Raw genomic sequence first — 18,447 nt, 5'->3', positions numbered from 1 at the left:
CTCGCCGCCGTCCCGGCCGTCACCGTCCCGCCCCGGTCACCGCCGTCGCGTCCCGCCGCCTCGCGGGGGCGTCACTGGGCCCGGCGTCGCCGGGTGGCCCGGCGCAGCTCACGCCGGCTGCGGCGAAGGGCGATCTCCTCGCGGGCCCGCTCGGCACGGAACTTGATCTCGGCCTCGTAGCCGGGGTTGATGTAGGTGTGCATGGCGCTACCTCGCCTTCGTCTCGTGATCGTGAGACCACGCTCCCGCTCTGAGGTAGGCGCGGACATCCGGCGGGTTCCCTATCCTTGCCGGCTCCTGCCGATCCTTACCGCCGGTGCACCCGCGACGTACCTCAGACCCGCACCTCAGACCCGCACCTCAGAGCGGTACGCCGGCGCGGTAGACGGCCCGCACCAGCGGCATCCCCGGCCGGTAGGCGAGATGCAGGTGCGAGGGCGCGTCGAGGACGACGAGATCGGCGCGTGCCCCGGGGACGAGGCGACCCACGTCGTGCCGGTCCAGTGCCGCGGCGCCGCCGGCGGTGGCGGCGTGGAGGGCCTCGCTCGGGGTCATGCCCATCTCCCGCACCGCCAGGGCGATGCAGAACGGGAGCGAGGAGGTGTAGCAGGAGCCGGGGTTGCAGTCCGAGGCGAGCGCGACCCGGACCCCGGCGTCCAGCAGCCGGCGGGCATCGGGATACGGCTGTCTGGTGGAGAACTCCACCCCGGGCAGCAGGGTGGCCACGGTGCCGGAGGAGGCGAGTGCCGCCACGTCGGCGTCGGTGAGGAAGGTGCAGTGGTCGACCGCGGCCAGGCCCAGCTCGCAGGCGAGCAGCACCCCGCCGCCGGCGCCCAACTGGTTGGCGTGCAACCGGCCGCGCAGTCCGGCGGCAGCGCCGGCGGCCAGCACGGCACGGGCCTGGTCGACGTCGAAGGCACCGCGCTCGCAGAAGGCGTCGATCCAGCGGGCGTACGGCGCGGCGGCCACCAGCATCGGTCCGGTCACCAGGTCGACGTAGCCGGCCGGGTCCGCGGCGTACTCCGGCGGCACCACGTGCGCCCCCAGGAAGGTGGTCTCGGCGGTGAACCCGCGCGCGATCCGCAGGGCCCGTGCCTCGTCGTCGACGCTCAGCCCGTACCCGGACTTGATCTCGACGCAGGTCGTCCCCTGCCGGCGCATCTGGGCGACCTGGTGTGCCACCCCCGCGGTGAGCTGGTCGTCGGAGGCCGCCCGGGTGGCGGCGACGGTGGTGCGGATGCCGCCGGCGGCGTACGACTCCCCCGCCATCCGAGCCGCGAACTCGGCGCCACGGTCCCCGGCGAAGACCAGATGGCTGTGGCTGTCGACGAACCCGGGTGTCACCGCGCGTCCGCCCACGTCGTGGCGCTCGTCGGCGGCCGGCGCGGTGGCGGCGTCGCCGATCCAGGCCACCGTGCCGTCCTCGATCACCAGCGCCGCACCGGTGCGGATCCCGAGCAGGTCGGCCGAGGGCGCCGTGTCCGGCCGTCCGGTGCCCGCATCGTTGCTGCCCGCATCGTTGGTGACCAGCTCGCCGATGTTGGTGATCAGGGTGCTCATCTCCACAGCCTCCCGATGGCGGCCGCCAGATCGCGGCCGACCCGGCCGTGGTCGCCGTCGAAGACGACACGGCCCCCGGCGACGACCTGGGTGACGTCGGCGGCGGTCGCCGCGAAGACGGCGGCGTGCTCGTCGGCGCCGGTGCCGGCGGTGCGCGGTGAGTCGAGGTCGACGGTGACCAGGTCCGCGGGCTCGCCGACGGCGATCCGGCCGGCGCACCGGGTCAGCAGGTCCGCGGCGCCGTACCTGCCCCGGGAGCGGCTCGCCAGGCGCTCGTCCATCTCGACCGCCCGCAGCTCCTCGAACGGGTCGACGACGGCCTGGCTGTCGCTGCCGACGCTGATCCGCACGCCGGCGTCGGTGAGGACCCGGGCCGGGCCGATGCCGTCGCCGAGGTCGCGCTCGGTGGTCGGGCAGAGGCTGACCTCGGTGTCGCTCCGCGCCAGCAGCCGGACGTCGTCGTCGACCAGGTGGGTGGCGTGCACGGCCGTGGTGTCCGGGCCGAGCGCGCCGGCGTCGGCCAGGAGCGCCGTCGGGGTGAGGCCGTACGCCGCCCGGCAGGCCTCGTTCTCCGCGGGCTGCTCGGAGACGTGGGCGTGCAGCTGCCGGCCTCGCATGGCCGCCACCACGGTGGGCAGCTGGTCGCGCGGCACGGCGCGCACCGAGTGGATCGCTCCGCCGACCCGGTCGTGCTCGATCTCCGCGACCCGCTCGGCCCAGCGGTCGGCGTCGCCGTCGCCGAACCTCTGCTGGGCCGGCGACAGCGGCTGGCCGATGCCACCGGCCAGGTAGCAGGTGTCGAGCAGGATCAGCCGGATGCCGACCGCCTCCGCCGCCGCGACGAGCGCATGGCCCAGCGCGTTCGGGTCGTCGTACGGCGTGCCGTCGGGCTGGTGGTGCACGTAGTGGAACTCGCTGACCGAGGTGTAGCCGGCCGCGAGCATCTCGGCGTAGGTGGCCCGGGCGAGATCGACGTAGGTCTCCGGGTCGAGCCGGGCCGCCGCGTCGTACATCTGCTCGCGCCAGGTCCAGAACGTGCCGCTCCGCCGCTGGGTGCGGCCCCGCAGAGCCCGATGGAACGCATGGCTGTGGGTGTTGGCGAAGCCGGGCAGGGTCAGGCCGCGCAGCGGCGTCGCGGTCTGGGTGGCGTCGGGCTCGACGGCGGTGAGCACGCCACCCTCGATCTCGACCCGCACCCGGTCGCGCACCGCCCGGTCGACCCAGGCATGCTCGAGCAGGTACGCCGTCACGATCCCTCCCCCACCAGGCCGGTCAGCGCGTCCGCCAGTGCCTCCGCCCCGGCCAGGCAGTCCGCCATCTCGGCCGCCTCGGCGGGGGAATGCGAGATGCCGGTGGGGTTGCGGACGAAGAGCATCGCGCTGGCGATGCCGGCGGCCTGCAGGATCCCGGCGTCGTGGCCGGCCTGGGTCGGCAGCACCGGCACGCCGCCGAGGCGGAGCGCGACGGCGTCGCGCAGGGTCGTCTCGAAACGGACCTCACCGCTGACCGACTCCGCGGTCACGGTGACGGTGGTGCCGTCCCGGCTCGCCCGTTCGCCGGCCTGTCGCTCGACGGCGGCGACGAGGGCGGCGAGCCGCTCCTCGGACTCGGCCCGGGCGTCGAGCCACGCGGTGACCCGGGACGGGACCGCGTTGGTGCCGTTGGGGGCGACGTCGAACCGGCCGAAGGTGGCGCGCTGGCCGGCGAGCCGCGCCTGCTTGTTGGCGGCCAGGGCGGTCATCGCATAGGTGAGCATCGGGTCGGCGCGGTCCTCCATCCGGGTCGTGCCGGCGTGATCGGCCCGGCCGACGATGTCGTACCGATAGCGGCCGTGCGGCCAGATCCCGCTGGCGACACCGACCGCGGCGTCGCGCTCGATCAGCCCGCGGCCCTGCTCGACGTGCAGCTCGAGGTAGGTCTCGACGCCGTGGAGGAGGGCCGGCTCCGCGCCGGAGGGCCCCGCGACGACATCGCCCAGGCGGACGCCGTCGCGGTCGACCAGCTCGCGCGCCTCCGCCCACGTGATCGCCCCGACCGCGAGCCTGGAGCCGAGACAGGCGCGCCCGAACCGCGACCCCTCCTCCTCGACGAAGGCGGCGACACCGAGCGGCCGGGCCGGCCGGACGCCGTGTGCCCGCATCAGGTCGAGGGCGGCGAAGGCCGAGACGACACCGAGCGGGCCGTCGTACGCGCCGCCGTCGAGGACCGAGTCGAGGTGCGAGCCGGTCAGCACCCCGCCGACGGCGCCGGGCTCGCCCCACCAGGCGACCAGGTTGCCGAACGGGTCCTCTCGGATGCGGAGCCCGCGCGCCGTGGCCGCCTCCCGGAACCACGCGCGCAGCTCCAGCTCGGCGGCCCGCCAGGGCTGGCGGAAGTACCCACCCGAGGCCGCCGAGCGACCGATCGGCGCCAGGTCGCGCCACATCCGTTCGAAGTCAGCGGGCCTGCTCACCCGATCAATCCTCCTGCATCGGGCCGTGCTGCATCGGGCCGTGCTGCATCGGGATGGGCACGCCACGCTCCGCCGCCACCTCGGCGGCGCGGTCGTAGCCGGCGTCGGCGTGCCTGATCACGCCCATGCCCGGGTCGTTGGTGAGCACCCGTTCGATCTTCTCCGCGGCCAGCGGCGTGCCGTCGGCGACACAGACCTGGCCGGCGTGGATGGAGCGCCCCATCCCGACGCCGCCGCCGTGGTGGATGGAGACCCAGGTGGCACCGGAGGCGGTGTTGACCAGCGCATTGAGCAGCGCCCAGTCGGCGATCGCGTCGGAGCCGTCGAGCATCGCCTCGGTCTCGCGGTACGGCGAGGCGACCGAGCCGCAGTCGAGGTGGTCGCGGCCGATGACGATCGGCGCCTTCAGCTCGCCCGAGGCGACCATCTCGTTGAAGCGCAGGCCGGCGAGGTGGCGCTCGCCGTAGCCGAGCCAGCAGATCCGCGCCGGCAGTCCCTGGTAGTGGACCCGCTCCTGCGCCATGGTGATCCAGGTGCGCAGCCGCTCGTTCTCGCCGAACAGCTCGAGGATGGCCTCGTCGGTCTTGCGGATGTCCTCCGGGTCGCCCGACAGCGCCGCCCAGCGGAACGGGCCCTTCCCCTCGCAGAACAGCGGCCGGATGTAGGCCGGCACGAACCCGGGGAACGCGAAGGCGCGGTCGTAACCACCCGTGCGGGCCTCGTCGCGGATCGAGTTGCCGTAGTCGAACACCTCGGCGCCGCGATCGAGGAAGCCGACCATCGCGCGCACGTGGGCCGCCATCGAGGCCCGGGCGGCCTTGGTGAAGCCGACCGGGTCGGCCTCGCGCTGGGTCTGCCACTCCTCGAACGGCACGCCCACCGGCAGGTAGGCCAGCGGATCGTGCGCCGAGGTCTGGTCGGTGACGACGTCGATCGGCGCATCCCGCTCGAGCAGGGCCGGCACCACCTCGGCGGCGTTGCCGAGCAGACCGATCGAGAGCGGCCGGCGCGCGTCGCGGGCCTCGATCGCCAGCGCCAGCGCGTGGTCGAGGTCGTCGGCCTGTACGTCGAGATAGCGATGCTTGATCCGTCGATCGATCCGGGACTGGTCGCACTCGACACAGATCACCACCCCGTCGTTCATCGTCACCGCGAGCGGCTGGGCGCCGCCCATGCCACCGAGGCCGGCGGTGAGTGTGATGGTCCCGGCCAGGGTGCCACGCCCACCGGTGCGCGAGCTCGTCGAGATCTTGTCGGCCACCGCCGCGAAGGTCTCGAAGGTGCCCTGCAGGATCCCCTGGGTGCCGATGTAGATCCACGAGCCGGCCGTCATCTGGCCGTACATCGTCAGCCCCAGTTCCTCCAGGCGCCGGAACTCCTCCCAGTTGGCCCAGTCGCCGACCAGGTTGGAGTTGGCGATCAGCACCCGAGGCGCCCACTCGTGGGTCCGCATCACGCCGACCGGCTTGCCGGACTGGACCAGCATCGTCTCGTCCGGACCCAGCGTGGTGAGCGTGCGCACCAGGGCGTCGTACGCCTCCCAGGATCGGGCCGCTCGACCGGTGCCGCCGTAGACGACCAGGTCCGCAGGAGCCTCGGCGACCTCGGGATCGAGGTTGTTCATCAGCATCCGTAGCGGCGCTTCGGTCTGCCACGAGCGGGCGGTCAGCTCGGTGCCATGGGCGGCGTGGATCGGGAGACGCGGGTTCTCGGCCATGGGTCAATTCCAGCGCCGGGGGACCGGTCGCGCCAGAGCCGGACGCCGCGTTCTGTCTCGGATCCGAGACAGGCGTCGTCGGTGGCTCCTATCCTCGGGGGATGAGTCAGGTTCCGGCGGCGACCCGCACGTTGCGGGTGCTGCGCTTCCTGGCCAGCCAACCCGACCCGGTCCCGCTGGCCCACATCGCAGAGCGCTGCGACCTGCCCCGCAGCACCGCCTACCACCTGCTGACCGCGATGGCGGCCGAGGGTTTCGTGCTGCACCTGGCCGAGCAGTCCCGCTACGGTCTCGGACCGGCGGCGTTCGAGGTCGGCAGCGGCTACGCCCGGCAGGCGCCACTGGCCCGGCTGGCCCGCCGACCATTGGCCGACCTGGCCGACCGGGTCGGGGCGGACGGACTGGGCCACGGCGCGCACCTGGCGGTGCTGCACGGCCGCGAGGTGCTCTACGTGATCGAGGAGAGGGCGCCCGGTCAGCCACCGATGGTGACCGAGGTCGGGGTCCGGCTGCCGGCCCAGCTCACCGCCAGCGGCCGGGCCATGCTCGCCGCCCTGCCCGATGCCCAGGTCCGCGCGATCTTCGCCGAACCCGAGGCGTACGTCGACCGGAACGACCGCGGCCCGCGGACGCTCACCGAGCTCCGTCGGCTGCTCGCCGACACCCGCGCACGCGGCTTCGGCGTCGAGGACGGCGAGGTGACCCCGGGATTGGCCACCGCGGCCCGGGCGGTCTTCGACCACAACGGGCAGCCGGTCGCCGCGGTGGCCGTCACCTTTCTCGCCGCCCGCCTGCTCGCCGGCGTGCCCCCGGTCGCGCTGACCGCGGCCGCCGCCGAGACGGCCGCCATGCTGACCCGCCGGCTGGGCGGCGCCGACCGAGCCGGGGCGTGGGCGAGTTGAGGCGATGCGGCAGGCTGCCAGCATGGAGTTCGCCGAGGTGGTACGTCGCCGCAAGATGGTCCGCAACTACACCGACGCTCCGGTCGACCCCGCGGTGATCGACCGGGCGCTGCACCACGCCGTGCGCGCACCCAACGCCGGGTTCAGCCAGGGGTGGGCGTTCCTGGTGCTCGACACCCCGGCCGCGGTGCGGAGCTACTGGGAGGCGACCGCCGACGTCTCCGCGCCCGACGAATGGCTGACCGGCATGATGAAGGCCCCGGTGATCATCCTGCCGTGCAGCTCGAAGCACGCCTATCTGGAGCGCTACGCGAAGCCCGACAAGGGCTGGACCGATCGCGACGAGGCTCGCTGGCCGATGCCCTTCTGGCACATGGACGCCGCGATGGCCACCCTGCTGATCCTGCAGACGGTGGTCGACGAGGGACTGGGCGCGCTCTACTTCGGCATCCCGCCGGAGGTCGACGCCACGGTGCGCGCCAGGTTCGCGATCCCGGACGAGTTCGACCCGATCGGCGCCGTCGCCATCGGCCATCCCGCCGACGGCGGCGCCCAGGGCTCACCGACCCGTCGACGCCGTACCCCGCTGGAGCAGGTGATCCACCGCAACACCTGGTAACCCGAGTGCGACACGAGCTTCAACGCGCGGTCCCCGTTCGTCAACCACGGACCGCGGAGTCGGCGCACTCGGTGACGAGGACAGGCTGGTCGGCGCCTGTACCGTCGGCGGCCCTCGACCATGCGCCGCACCCCGGCCACCTACTCTCGACCCGACCCAGCGTTCGGCGTAGACGGCGAGAGCCTTCCTTGCAGCCCGCCCGGCCCAGTGGCAAGATGCCGACCGGAAAGATCGTGGTTGTTCACAAGAAGTGGAGCGACTCGGCATGCGTTCAATCGTCTTGGCCCTGGCTGCATCTTTCACTGCCGTGACGGTCTCTGCATGGGCCTCGTCAGGCGCGATACCCGCCGAGGATCCGCCTTCATCGCCATCGGTCACAAGACCACTGTCTTCGACATTGTCGCTCACCCTCACGGGCGCTTCAGAAAAGAAGGTCGCTCGAAAGGCGTACAAGTCGAAGCTGAAGATTCACTTGGGAAGCAAGAAGATTCTATCGAATCGGACGGTAAGCCCAACGAATACGCCAGGGGTCACCGCCTCACCAGTTCCGAGACTTCCCTGCGGCGTTACAAAGCGATACCACGACGCGAACGGAACGCTCTATTTAGATAACGTCTGCAAAACAAAGCGAGTGTTTTGGAGATTTAGCTTGAGCACAGCGCTAGTCGGAATAATTACTGGTCCCGTAGATGAGACGGGGATGTGGTGGTGGCGTAACGGTACCCGTAAGCCAAGATCGAGCGCTCACTCGACAGGTGCGACGTACCAGTTTCACGGAACATTCAGACCCGTGAAGAAGAAAGATATAGTTATCTACCAAGACTACTTTACCTTCCGCGTCGAAGTTTCTGGAGAAGTGGGTACGGGATCGCTGGCAATTGCTGGCATAGTCAGATCTGTCAAGTCATGAACCTTCCGCAGGCCGCCGTCGGCGAGGTAACCTCATGGAATGCGGAAGAGGGCAGCGGCTCCGTCTCTTCGGAGTCAATCCCCTCTCCAGCATGGCTTCATGTGTCGATGCTGAGGGGTATTCGTTTCGAAGACATCGCAATAGGGAGGCGATTCTCCTTCGAATACGAGGAGCTTGAGCAGGACGGATACGCCTATCGCGCAACCGTCCTCTGGGAGTTCGGAGGGGACCGTCCGAGCGACCCTGACGATGACTCCGGAGCGCACATCTCCTATGGAAGCACGCTACGGATTAATTTCGACGCCTAGGAGCCCAATTGGGCACGGATCTCCAAACTCGTGCGGTCTCGTCGGTCGCGGGACCCTAAGTCGGATCGTGCGGGCCGCACCAGTCGGTGACGGCCATTGACCCTCAGGGGCTCGGCCCAGAAGCGATCCATCTATTTTCTTCGCTGATCAAACATCCCCAAATTAATACGAAAATCAGCAATTATTCGACCGGCCGAGAGTAACGAGATATCCGCGAAGAGCGGACAGCGCCGGCACCACAACGACCTGGTATTGCGAGTCGCCGTTCTTGAACACCTCATCCAGTGCGGCCAAGCCCGGCTCTCTCATTCAGCCATCACGATTCGCCGACCGCACAGCGCTCAACGCGCGAATAGGGAATTCAGGGACCTCTCACAGATCAAGCACCGAGCGGCCAGTCGCCCGCTCGTCGACCCGATCCCCGGCGTTCCACCTGACCTGCTACGACGCCGAACCAGCCAGCGGAACCGAGGCCTACCTGTGCGAGTCAGATCGTACCGATCAAGGGCCGCAACCGCGCTGGAAACACCCGCGCCCAGAACACCCTCATCGCCGCGACGGGTCGCCCCAACCGAAACGCGATAACGCCCTGTTGAAGCAGACCTGGCAAGCGCCGCGCCACGTCACCCTCGACCCGAACCGAGTCACCGGCATCACCGCCGCCGCACTTGTCCTTCTTCACCGACAACGCGGTGCCTGGTGAGAAAAGCTCACACCGCTCAATCCTCTGTTGGATCTGGGATCAAACCGATCGGCGCCGATTCACCACGGATCGGTCGGCCGCCGTGCAGAGCAGATACGCATCGCTGCGGCCCAACTTCTCGATACATACCTGAGTGACGACACTAGCCATCGCCTCGAGATCGTCACCATACACATAATACTTCTCGACTCTGGGAGAACTATGAATCTCGTCGCAATGTCCCACGCCACCAAGAGAATCGTTGATAGTGTCGATCACCGTGTTGTCGACCGGCTCATTGAAATGGATCAAGGTGTTGGGAAGACAGACGATGACTTGCGCAAGGCCAGGCTCATCATCGAGGGACCATCGACTGAATGTGTCTTCGAGTGCATCAAGAAAATTCTCCGCACGACTCATCATCCATCGAGCGAACATCAGTTTCACCATCGCCAGGTATTCCCACTTCAGTCGGTTCATCCGCCTCTGGACCTCGTTGACCCGCGGGACCACTCGGCCGAACTGCCGCCCGAACTTGATCGTCGCTCTCGGACGCCCCCTGACGCTGGAATCGATCCACAGGGTCGGGTCCTGATGGCGAGCCATCCTCAATCCGGCTCTCGACGCGACGGTTCCGGATTCGACCGCTTCCACTGTTCATGGAGAAGCGCACCATGGAGATTTCCCCATACAATCGGCCACGTCAGGACCCCCCAGATCGATCCATCATCGAACGCTAACCGCAGCACGTACAGTAGTACCGCATACAGCACGACCCTTTCGGCCGCGATCCGCAACGTGCTTCTGTTCAGATGTCGCAACATGTCAGTTCGTCCAGACCTTCATGTACGTCGGAACAGGACTCCATACGCATCGATAGATCGTGGGGCGCATCCACGTTCTTGGGATATCGACTTCCAGGTTCCATCTCGGACCGAATCCGCCCGCGTCGCGGCAACCGCCAACCACCTTCATCCGGATTCGCCAGCACCCGGGGCGCCCCGATTCGCCCGGGAGATCCTCCACCCGACGAGCCGAGGCCCGAGCCGCCATCGCCGACGAAGACACACCACCAGCCACGGCACGCATCAGGCAGAGCTCCAGGACCATGAGGGCTGCCGACCCGAATCGCGCAGCAAGACAACCAGAACTTAGGGTGCCGATGCGGCATCTGCCTCACGAAGGGAAGAAGCTCAGCAAGATCTCAGACAGTGTGCTCGGAGCGACCAGCCAGTCGCCCCGGTCGACCCCCGATCCTCCGGCGTTCCACAGCGCCTCGCGATAGCGTCCGCAGGGTGAACGCCGATGCCCGCGCCGAACGCGTCGACCCGGTGGCCGCCCTGCAGGAGCTGGTCCGGATCCCGACGATCAGCGACCGCGAACCCGACCGGATCGACCATGCCGCCTTCGAGCGGCTGCACCAGGTGCTCCGGGAGCGGTTCCCGCTGCTGCACGACCGGCTGGAGATCGTCCCGATCGCCACCCACGGGCTGCTGCTGCACTGGGCTGGCGCGAGCAGCGCCAGACCGGCCGTCCTGATGGCGCACCAGGACGTCGTACCCGTCTCCGGGCGATGGACCCATGACCCGTTCGGTGGCGAGGTCGAGGAGACCGCCGACGGGCCGGTCGTCTGGGGCCGCGGCACGCTCGACGACAAGGGCAGCCTGGTCGCGATCTGCGCGGCCGTCGAGGGCCTGCTCGCCGACGGCCTCACCCCGGCCCAGGACGTCTGGCTCAGCTTCGGCGCGGACGAGGAGATCTCCGGCCGGTGCGCACAGGACGCCGTCGAGGAGCTCCGCCGGCGCGGCGTACGGCCCTGGTTCGTGCTGGACGAGGGCGGCGCGGTGGCGCACGACGCGTTCCCCGGGATCGCCGCGCCGGTGGCGGTGATCGGGGTGGCGGAGAAGGGTACGACGAGCGTGGAGCTGACCGTGCGCGGCGACGGCGGCCACTCCTCCACGCCGCGCCGCAACGGCCCGACCTCGCGGCTGGCCCGCGCGATCCGCCGGCTCGACGCGGCCTCGATGCCGCTCAGCGTGCCGGAGCCGACGCTGGAGCTGATGCGCCGGCTCGCGCCGCACGCCCCGGCCCCGCTGCGACCGCTCTTCACCCACGCCGACCGACTCCGGCCGGCGCTGGCCCGGGCGCTGACCAGGCTCGGCCCGGAGCCGGCGGCGCTGGTGCGCACCACCATCGCCATCACCACGCTGTCCGGCAGTCCGGCGCACAACGTGATCGCCTCCTCGGCCACCGCCGGGGTGAACCTGCGGATCATGATCGGTGAGAGCGTGGCCGAGACCGCCGAGCGGCTGCGGCGGATCATCGGCGACAAGCGGGTGCTGATCGAGGTCACCGACCCCGGCGAACCGAGTCCGGTCAGTCCGCGCGACGACGCGTTCGCGCTGCTCGAGACCTGCATCGCCGAGGTCTTCGACGACGCGATCGCAGCGCCGTACGTCGTGCTCGCCGCGACCGACTCGCGGTTCTTCCATGCCATCTGCGACCGGGTGTACCGGTTCGCGCCGTTCCGGATGACCGCCGCCCAGCGCCGTTCCATCCACGCCGGCGACGAGCACCTGCGGGTCGCGGACCTGCACGCCGGCGTCCGCTACTACCGGCGCCTGATCTCCTCCCTGCCAGATCGCGTGCCGTGACCTCGACGGAGCGTACGACGACCAGCCGGATCGCGATCGACCTGTGGCGCATCGTCGGCTTCCTGGTCTGCGTGGAGGCGGCCAGCGGGATCCTGCAGGGCTACTACACCCCGATCTACTCCGACCTGGCCGACCATCTCGGCACCCACGACGCCGACATCAACTGGCTGGAGGCGGCCCAGCTGATCGTCTCCGCGCTGGCGGTGCCGCCGCTGGCCCGGCTCGGCGACGCGATCGGCCACCGCCGGGTGCTGCTGCTGGCCACCGCCATCACCGCGCTGGCGTCGTGGTGGCTGGTGGCCGCCCCGAGCTTCCCGGCGTTCCTGGCCGGCTGGGCGCTGCAGGGCGCCTACGTGGTCTGGCTGCCGTTGGAGATCGCGATCATCCATCGCCGCACCGCCGGTGACACCGCGCTGACCCGCAGGGCCGCGGGCGTGCTGGTCGGGGCACTGGAGCTCGCCGTGATCCTCGGCGCCGGTCTCTCGGGCGTGCTGGTCGGCTCGATGCCGATGGCGCTCGTGCTCGCCTTCCCCGCGCTGGCGGTCAGCGCGACCTATCTGGTGATCCGGCGCGGAGTCCCGGACGAGCGGCCGAACCGGATCGTCGCCGGCTTCGACTACCCCGGGCTGGCCGCACTCAGTCTGGCGCTGGGGCTGGTGATGGGTGGTCTGGTCTGCGTCCGGGTGCTGGGGGTCGGCTCGGTCCTGGCCTGGCTGTTGGTGGCGCTCGGCGTCCTGGCACTGGTGCCGTTCTGGCGGATCGAGGCCTCGCGTGACGAGCCGCTGGTCGACGTACGACTTCTCGCCGAGCCGGGTCAGTGGCCGGTGCAGGCGGCCGCGTTCTTCTTCGGGATGTCGGTGCTCGGGGCGCAGATCCCGTTGTCCACCTTCGCCCGGACCGATCCGTCGGCCGGCTACGGGCTGGGCGCCGGGGCCGGGTTCGTCTCGCTGCTGATCGCCGTCTACGTCGTCGCGATGGCCGCCGGCGCGTTCGGCCTGCCGATCCTCGCCCGCCGGCTGGGCGCGACCGGCGCCCAGGTGTTCGGCTGTGCGCTGGTCGCGATCGGCTATGCGCTCTGGCTGCCGCTGCACGCCCACACCGGGCAGGCGGTGCTCAACATGGTGATCATCGGCGTCGGGTCCGGGACCCTGGTCGCCTCCATCCCCGCGGCCGCGGCGGCCGCCGCCCCGACCGAGCGCACCGCCTTCGCGACCGGGATGACCAACGCCGTCAAGACGATCGGCGGCGCCATCGCCTCCGCGGTCTTCGCCATCGCGCTCTCCGCGACCGGGTCCATCGCCGACCCGACCCGCGGCCATGCGCCGCTGTCGGGCTACCTGACGGTGTGGGCGGTCTGCGCCGCCTCGGCCGCGCTGGCGGGGCTGTTGCTGCTGGCCGGCCGACGCCGGACCACGATCCCGGCCCGGTCCCGCTAGCCTCAGGCCCGGCGGAGCAGCGCGGCCAGCGCCTGTCCGCCGCCGATGCACATGGTGACCACGCCGAGCTCCAGATCGCGGCGCACCAGGTCCTTGGCCACCCGCAGCGTCAGGATGGCGCCGGTGGCCCCGACCGCGTGACCCAGCGCGATGGCGCCGCCGTACGGGTTGACCCTGGCCTGGTCGAGCTTGGCGTCGCGCACCACCGCCACCGCCTGGGCGGCGAACGCCTCGTTGACCTCGAAGGTGCCGATGTCGGCGGGCGAGGTCCCGGTCTTCTCGAAGAGCGCCTGCAGCGCCAGCACCGGCGCGTAGCCCATCAGCTCCGGCTCCATCGCCGCGGTGGTGACCGCCTCCAGCGAGGCCAGCGGTCGCAGTCCCCGCTCCCGGGCCGCGGACTCGGTGGCCAGCACCAGCGCGGCCCCGGCATCGTTGATCCCGGACGCGTTCCCCGCCGTCACGGTGCCGTCCTTGACGAAGGCCGGGCGCAGCCCGGAGAGGACCTCCAGGGTGGTCTCCGGCTTGGGGTGCTCGTCGGTCGAGACGGTGACCGAACGCCGCCCTCCGGTCTCGACCGGCACGATCTCCTCGGCGAAGACGGCCTGCGCCTCCGCGGTCGCGGCCCGGCGCTGGGACTCCAGCGCGAACTCGTCCTGCTCCAGCCGGCTGACGCCGTACCGGCTGGCCACGTTCTCGGCGGTCACCCCCATGTGGATGCCGCCGAACGGGTCGGTCAGCATCATCACCGTGCCGTCGACCAGCGTGCGGTCGCCGAGCCGGTAGCCGTGGCGGGCACCGAAGTCGTAGAACGGCATCCGGGTCATCGACTCGTCTCCACCGGCGAGCGCGAGGTCGAGCCCGTTCCAGCGCATCTCCATCGCGGCCGACCAGACCGCCTGCAGACCCGACCCGCAGAGCCGGTTGACGGTGTACGCCGGCGTGCTCGTCGGCAGGCCGGCGGTGATCGCCACCCGACGGGCGTTGTACGCATCCGGGCCCACCTGCCCGATGCAGCCCATCACGACCTCCTCGACGTCCTCGGCCGCGACGCCCGCCCGAGCGAGCGCCTCGCGGGCGGCGGCCGCGCCGAGCTCGTGGGCCGGCACGTCCTTGAACGCGCCACCGAAGCTGCCGACGGGCGTCCGCGCGCCGTCGACCAGGACGATCTTCTCCTCAGCCATGCCGCGATCCTAGGAACTCCCACCCGGGGTGACCAGCACTCGTCGAGTGGGATAGCCGACATCTGCTCGCCGCGGTCGAGGGCATGGCCCGGCGGCGAGGCCGGCACCAGCCGCAAGCGAGCTGACCGGATGAGACGAGGATGAGACGGGATGGACCAGGCGCGCCTATCGGCCGGCGCCGGGACGCGCCGCGACCGCGTTCTTCCGCAGCGCCCGGCGGAGCTGGATGATCCTGGCCGCTCCGGGCACGGCTATCAGCAGCATCCCGGTGACCGCGGAGAGGAGCAGCGCGATGGCGAGCGGCAGATGCCCGTCGAAGCCGAGGAAGCGAATCGAGACGCGTCGTGAGTTCTGCAGGATGAAGATCAGGAACAGGATCGCCAGCAGGGCGGCCAGGACGAGCCCGAGCCAGGCCGCGCCGGCCCGGGTACGCCGTACCCTGCCGCGGCTGTTCAGCCCGGCCAGCGGGCGATCGACGGCCCCGGCCCCGTCGGGGACCGGCTGCCCGTCGGCACCGTCGGCGGCCCCGGGCGATGGCTCGACGGGATCCGGCCCCGAGGCCGCCGCGCCTCCCGCAGTGCTGCGGGAGGCGCGGCGGTCGTCGTGCTGCTCGCTCATTGCCGACTGCGCACCCGAGTCCAGATCAGCAGCACGATGACCGCGCCGATGACCGACCCGATGATCCCGGACGGCTGGAAGAACCCGTCGTCCCCGTCCTTGCCGAAGACGAGGTAGCCGAGGAATCCGCCGACGAACGAGCCGATGATCCCGAGCAGGATCGTCGCCGGGATCGAGAGGTCCTGGCGCCCGGGCACCAGTAGCCGGGCCAGCGCACCGGCGATGAGCCCGACGATGATCAGGCTGATGATCAAACCAAGCATTGAGGTTCCTTGTCTGACGATGAGTGGGAGGCACGCGACCCGTCGACGCGCCGCGGAGCGCGCGGGCCGGGATGGTCCCGGCCGCGCGATCTCCTACTCCTTGAAGGCGTCCTTGACGTTCTCGCCGGCGTTCTTCAAGCTGCCGGCGGCCTTGTCCTTGGCACCTTCGGCTCGGAGCTCGTCGTCGCCGGTGTGCTCTCCCACCGTCTCCTTGGCTTCACCGGTGAGCTTCTGTGCAGCGTTCTTCGCCTTGTCGATCAGGCCCATCTCGATCTCCTCTCGTGAAGCGCCGCGCCCATGCGGGCTTCGGTTTACGTTGTAAACCTACGACGATGTACATCGTAAGCCAAGACCAGCCGCGAAGCGCGGGCCGCGCGCATTTGGCACGATGGACCTGTGACTGATCCAGGCGGCGACCCGGCCGCGAAGGCCGCCGCGCACCGGCGCTCGCGCTCGACCCGTCGCGCCTCGAACCGTCGCAACCGCAGCCGCGGACTCTCTCGGTCACGGATCGCCGAGGTGGCGCTGGAGATGATCGACGACAAGGGGGTGGGCGCGGCCTCGATGCGCGCCATCGCCGGCCGGCTCGACGTGCAGGCGATGTCCCTCTACAAGTACTTCACCACTCGCGACGAGCTGCTCGACGCCGTGGCGGACCTGATCGTCGCCGAGCTGGACCACGATCCCGAGGTACGCCGCGATGCGCCCGACGGCTGGCGCGACTACCTGACCCGTCTCGCGCACGGCGTACGTCGCTATGCGCTCGCGCACCCGCATGCGTTCCCGCTGGTCGCCACCCGACCCTCCCAGGCACCGTGGGTCAACCCCCCGCTGCGGTCGCTCGCCTGGATCGAGAACCTGCTGGCCACGCTCGCCGGCGAGGGCTTCGACGAGGACCGACTGCTCTTCGCCTACCGGTCCTTCAACAGCTTCCTCCTCGGCTACCTGCTGATGGAGACCGGCGCGCGCACGCTGCGCGACCCCCAGGCCGGCGATGGCGCCTTCGACCCGGGCGGGGCCGACCCGGAGCCGGTGCCCGGCGGACTGACCCCGACCCGCACCGAGGCCGAGACCGAGGCGATCGCGCGGACCGACTCCCCGGCCGGGGCCATAGACCCGCAGGGCGACATCGACCCGAGCGCCTACCCGGTCATCCACCGCCTGGCCGGCCAGCTCGCCGAGGAGCACTACGACGCCGAGTTCGGCCGGTCACTGGTCGACGTACTCGACCGCATCGGCGCCCAGCGCTGACCGCCCACGACGGTCAGGCTCCGGACCGCACGTGCATCCGCTCACCCTGCGGCCCGAAGAGTGCGAGCATCTCGGCGGGGTGATCGGCTCGGTTCGCCACGATGTGCGGGGTTCGGGTGTCGAACTCGACCACCTCACCGGGCCCCAGGTCGATCTCGCGGTTGCCGAGCACCAGGTGAAGGCGTCCGGAGAGGACGTAGATCCACTCGTAGCCCTCGTGTACGCGCGGTTCGACCGGCTCCGGCGGATCGTTCGGCGGCACGATCACCTTGAACGCCTGCAACCCGCCGGGACGCCGGGTCAACGGGACGAATGTTCGCCCGTGCCGCCGGATCGGCTTGGCTCGCACCCGCGGATCGCCGGTGTCCGGTGCATCGACGAGCTCGTCCAACGGCACCTGGTGCGCCGTGGCGAGCGGCAGCAGGAGCTCCAGGGTCGGCTTGCGCCGGCCCGACTCGAGCCGAGACAGCGTGCTCACCGAGATCCCGGTGCGCTCGGCGAGCTGGGCCAGGGTGGCACCGCTCGCCAGCCGCAGCGCCCGCAGCCGCGGGCCGACCGCGTCGAGCACCTCGTCGAATCCGGCCATCGCCCTATTTTGCCGAATCGGCAACAGCATTTGTCAACCGGCCGCCGAGCGCGCAGGGTGGTGGCCATGAGCACTCCCGACGGCCGAGACGGACCACGACAGCACCGCCACGAGCACGCCGACGAGACGGCCGCGGTCTTCGAGCCGGAGAGCTGGGACGAGCGGTACGCCGGCGAGGAGTCGGTCTGGAGCGGCAAGCCCAACGCCCAGCTGGTGGCCGAGGTCTCCGCACTCGTCCCCGGGACGGCGCTCGACGTGGGCTGTGGCGAGGGCGGCGACGCCATCTGGCTGGCACAGCAGGGCTGGCGGGTGACCGGTGCCGACTTCTCGGCCAACGGCCTCGCCCGGGCGGCCAGGCACGCCGAGGCCGCGGGCGTCGCGGAGCGCATCGCGTGGTGGCGGGTCGATGCCCGTGAGTTCGCCGCCGGCGACCGTTCCTTCGATCTGGTCACCACCCACTTCCTGCATCCACCCGACGGCGGCATGGTCGACGTCGTCGGGCGACTGGCGCAGGCGGTCGCTCCGGGAGGTCATCTGCTGGTCGTCGGGCATGCCTACGCGGAGGTCTTCACCCAATTGAGCACGGCGCACCGCAACGCGATGTTCGACGCCGTCGATCTGCTGCCCGCTCTCCCCGACTCCTTCGAGGCCCTGGTCGTCGACCAGCGGCCGCGGACGATGATCCGCGACGGCGTCCGGGTCGACGTCCACGACTCCACCCTGCTGGCGCGTCGCCGCCGGTGAGCAGGAGCTCTGGCCGCGCCTCGTAGACTTGCCGGCACGGAGGTGCCCGATGAGCGACGCGAGAGACCACGACATGTCCTCGAAGGCGGCCGCGGCCCGACGGATGACCGACGTGGTCTCCCACGTCGAGGCGAGCATCACCGACGCCGCCGCCCGCGGCGAGTTCGACGACCTGCCCGGCGCCGGCAAGCCGATCGAGGGCCTGGGCGCCGAGCACGACCCGGACTGGTGGCTCAAGCAGCTGGTCGAGCGCGAGCGGTTGGCCGTGCTGCCGCCGAGCATCCAGCTCCGCAAGGACGACGCGGCCCTCGACGACCTGCTCGACGAGCAGGCGAGCGAGACCGCTGCCCGGGAGATCGTCGAGGACTTCAACTCCCGGGTGATCGCGGCGCGCTACGGCATCCCGCAGGGCCCGCCGCTGATCACCATGCCGCGCGACGTGGAGACGACGCTGGCCGCCTGGCGGGAGCGGCGCGAGGCCCGGCACGCGGCGAACGTACGCCGCGCGGCGGCCGAGTCCACGGCACGCGCCCGCCAGGCGGCCAGCGTCGTCTCCACGTCGCG

The 18,447-nt window shown here is 70.8% G+C and carries 19 protein-coding genes; 8 read left to right on the top strand and 11 right to left on the bottom strand.

From position 1 onward, the window contains the following. Nucleotides 1-71 precede the first annotated feature (71 nt). The 5 genes from QM638_RS13845 to hutU form a co-directional block, all read right to left on the bottom strand. The gene (locus tag QM638_RS13845) at nucleotides 72-203 is read right to left on the bottom strand and encodes a hypothetical protein (protein ID WP_415142638.1); all 132 of its coding nucleotides are present in this window, start codon (nucleotides 201-203) and stop codon (nucleotides 72-74) included. A gap of 157 nt (nucleotides 204-360) precedes the next feature. Beyond that, nucleotides 361-1,560, bottom strand: coding sequence for an imidazolonepropionase (gene hutI, locus QM638_RS13840; protein ID WP_415142636.1), 1,200 nt, complete (start codon nucleotides 1,558-1,560; stop codon nucleotides 361-363). Beyond that, nucleotides 1,557-2,810: a formimidoylglutamate deiminase gene (locus QM638_RS13835; RefSeq protein ID WP_415142634.1), complete on the bottom strand. Its 1,254-nt coding sequence runs from the start codon at nucleotides 2,808-2,810 to the stop codon at nucleotides 1,557-1,559. The genes hutI and QM638_RS13835 overlap by 4 nt, the downstream gene beginning before the upstream one ends. Then, nucleotides 2,807-4,012 (bottom strand): allantoate amidohydrolase, encoded by a 1,206-nt coding sequence (locus QM638_RS13830; RefSeq protein ID WP_415142632.1) that lies wholly within the window; start codon nucleotides 4,010-4,012, stop codon nucleotides 2,807-2,809. The genes QM638_RS13835 and QM638_RS13830 overlap by 4 nt, the downstream gene beginning before the upstream one ends. A gap of 4 nt (nucleotides 4,013-4,016) precedes the next feature. Continuing rightward, nucleotides 4,017-5,729: a urocanate hydratase gene (hutU, locus tag QM638_RS13825; protein WP_415142630.1), complete on the bottom strand. Its 1,713-nt coding sequence runs from the start codon at nucleotides 5,727-5,729 to the stop codon at nucleotides 4,017-4,019. 101 nt (nucleotides 5,730-5,830) lie between these two features. Between hutU and QM638_RS13820 the strand changes: the two genes are divergently transcribed. The 3 genes from QM638_RS13820 (at nucleotide 5,831) to QM638_RS13810 (ending at nucleotide 8,468) form a co-directional block, all read left to right on the top strand. Next, entirely contained in the window at nucleotides 5,831-6,631 is an 801-nt protein-coding gene (locus QM638_RS13820) for an IclR family transcriptional regulator (RefSeq protein ID WP_415142629.1), read from the top strand. A 22-nt stretch (nucleotides 6,632-6,653) separates the two neighbouring features. Beyond that, the gene (locus QM638_RS13815; protein ID WP_415142627.1) at nucleotides 6,654-7,250 is read left to right on the top strand and encodes a nitroreductase family protein; all 597 of its coding nucleotides are present in this window, start codon (nucleotides 6,654-6,656) and stop codon (nucleotides 7,248-7,250) included. Nucleotides 7,251-8,156: 906 nt separating this feature from the next. Then, nucleotides 8,157-8,468 carry a hypothetical protein gene (locus QM638_RS13810; RefSeq protein ID WP_415142625.1) on the top strand — a complete coding sequence of 104 codons (312 nt, stop codon included), beginning with the start codon at nucleotides 8,157-8,159 and terminating at the stop codon, nucleotides 8,466-8,468. Between the two features lie 742 nt (nucleotides 8,469-9,210). Here the strand turns inward: QM638_RS13810 and QM638_RS13805 are convergent. After that, nucleotides 9,211-9,756 carry a hypothetical protein gene (locus tag QM638_RS13805; RefSeq protein ID WP_415142623.1) on the bottom strand — a complete coding sequence of 182 codons (546 nt, stop codon included), beginning with the start codon at nucleotides 9,754-9,756 and terminating at the stop codon, nucleotides 9,211-9,213. A 689-nt stretch (nucleotides 9,757-10,445) separates the two neighbouring features. On the opposite strand from QM638_RS13805, the gene QM638_RS13800 reads away from it, so the two are divergent. Together QM638_RS13800 and QM638_RS13795 are read left to right on the top strand one after the other, a co-directional pair. Continuing rightward, nucleotides 10,446-11,804: a M20/M25/M40 family metallo-hydrolase gene (locus QM638_RS13800; protein WP_415142621.1), complete on the top strand. Its 1,359-nt coding sequence runs from the start codon at nucleotides 10,446-10,448 to the stop codon at nucleotides 11,802-11,804. After that, entirely contained in the window at nucleotides 11,801-13,240 is a 1,440-nt protein-coding gene (locus tag QM638_RS13795) for an MFS transporter (protein ID WP_415142619.1), read from the top strand. The genes QM638_RS13800 and QM638_RS13795 overlap by 4 nt, the downstream gene beginning before the upstream one ends. Nucleotides 13,241-13,242: 2 nt before the next feature. Here the strand turns inward: QM638_RS13795 and QM638_RS13790 are convergent, their stop codons facing one another. From QM638_RS13790 to QM638_RS13775, 4 genes are all read right to left on the bottom strand, one after another. Further along, a complete protein-coding gene (locus QM638_RS13790; RefSeq protein ID WP_415142618.1) occupies nucleotides 13,243-14,421 on the bottom strand; it encodes a thiolase family protein in 1,179 nt (392 codons plus the stop codon). Nucleotides 14,422-14,586: 165 nt separating this feature from the next. Then, nucleotides 14,587-15,039: a LapA family protein gene (locus tag QM638_RS13785; protein ID WP_415142616.1), complete on the bottom strand. Its 453-nt coding sequence runs from the start codon at nucleotides 15,037-15,039 to the stop codon at nucleotides 14,587-14,589. Then, complete coding sequence (locus QM638_RS13780) at nucleotides 15,036-15,302, bottom strand: GlsB/YeaQ/YmgE family stress response membrane protein (protein ID WP_415142614.1); 267 nt, start codon at nucleotides 15,300-15,302, stop codon at nucleotides 15,036-15,038. The genes QM638_RS13785 and QM638_RS13780 overlap by 4 nt, the downstream gene beginning before the upstream one ends. A 93-nt stretch (nucleotides 15,303-15,395) precedes the next feature. After that, nucleotides 15,396-15,569 (bottom strand): CsbD family protein, encoded by a 174-nt coding sequence (locus QM638_RS13775; RefSeq protein WP_415142612.1) that lies wholly within the window; start codon nucleotides 15,567-15,569, stop codon nucleotides 15,396-15,398. Nucleotides 15,570-15,698: 129 nt separating this feature from the next. On the opposite strand from QM638_RS13775, the gene QM638_RS13770 reads away from it, so the two are divergent. After that, entirely contained in the window at nucleotides 15,699-16,553 is an 855-nt protein-coding gene (locus tag QM638_RS13770) for a TetR/AcrR family transcriptional regulator (protein WP_415142610.1), read from the top strand. A 13-nt stretch (nucleotides 16,554-16,566) separates the two neighbouring features. Here QM638_RS13770 and QM638_RS13765 read toward each other — a convergent pair whose 3' ends face one another. Then, complete coding sequence (locus tag QM638_RS13765) at nucleotides 16,567-17,139, bottom strand: helix-turn-helix domain-containing protein (RefSeq protein ID WP_415142608.1); 573 nt, start codon at nucleotides 17,137-17,139, stop codon at nucleotides 16,567-16,569. A 66-nt stretch (nucleotides 17,140-17,205) separates the two neighbouring features. Here QM638_RS13765 and QM638_RS13760 point away from each other — a divergent pair, with 66 nt between their 5' ends. Next, entirely contained in the window at nucleotides 17,206-17,883 is a 678-nt protein-coding gene (locus QM638_RS13760) for a class I SAM-dependent methyltransferase (protein ID WP_415142606.1), read from the top strand. Nucleotides 17,884-17,932: 49 nt separating this feature from the next. Next, nucleotides 17,933-18,447, top strand: a 515-nt coding sequence (locus QM638_RS13755; RefSeq protein WP_415142604.1) for a DUF1992 domain-containing protein, incomplete at its 3' end; no start/stop codon positions are given.

The organism is Nocardioides sp., assembly GCF_047606145.1.
Classification (GTDB): domain Bacteria; phylum Actinomycetota; class Actinomycetes; order Propionibacteriales; family Nocardioidaceae; genus Nocardioides.
Note: the sequence above shows the minus strand (reverse complement) of the source record. Positions and strands in the feature narration are given on the sequence as shown.

Coding starts and splice junctions, on each gene's coding strand:
- QM638_RS13845 (WP_415142638.1), bottom strand. CDS start 203: ATGCACACCTACATCAACCCCGGCTACGAGGCCGAGATCAAGTTCCGT.
- hutI (WP_415142636.1), bottom strand. CDS start 1,560: ATGAGCACCCTGATCACCAACATCGGCGAGCTGGTCACCAACGATGCG.
- hutU (WP_415142630.1), bottom strand. CDS start 5,729: ATGGCCGAGAACCCGCGTCTCCCGATCCACGCCGCCCATGGCACCGAG.
- QM638_RS13820 (WP_415142629.1), top strand. CDS start 5,831: ATGAGTCAGGTTCCGGCGGCGACCCGCACGTTGCGGGTGCTGCGCTTC.
- QM638_RS13815 (WP_415142627.1), top strand. CDS start 6,654: ATGGAGTTCGCCGAGGTGGTACGTCGCCGCAAGATGGTCCGCAACTAC.
- QM638_RS13810 (WP_415142625.1), top strand. CDS start 8,157: ATGAACCTTCCGCAGGCCGCCGTCGGCGAGGTAACCTCATGGAATGCG.
- QM638_RS13805 (WP_415142623.1), bottom strand. CDS start 9,756: ATGGCTCGCCATCAGGACCCGACCCTGTGGATCGATTCCAGCGTCAGG.
- QM638_RS13790 (WP_415142618.1), bottom strand. CDS start 14,421: ATGGCTGAGGAGAAGATCGTCCTGGTCGACGGCGCGCGGACGCCCGTC.
- QM638_RS13785 (WP_415142616.1), bottom strand. CDS start 15,039: ATGAGCGAGCAGCACGACGACCGCCGCGCCTCCCGCAGCACTGCGGGA.
- QM638_RS13780 (WP_415142614.1), bottom strand. CDS start 15,302: ATGCTTGGTTTGATCATCAGCCTGATCATCGTCGGGCTCATCGCCGGT.
- QM638_RS13775 (WP_415142612.1), bottom strand. CDS start 15,569: ATGGGCCTGATCGACAAGGCGAAGAACGCTGCACAGAAGCTCACCGGT.
- QM638_RS13765 (WP_415142608.1), bottom strand. CDS start 17,139: ATGGCCGGATTCGACGAGGTGCTCGACGCGGTCGGCCCGCGGCTGCGG.
- QM638_RS13760 (WP_415142606.1), top strand. CDS start 17,206: ATGAGCACTCCCGACGGCCGAGACGGACCACGACAGCACCGCCACGAG.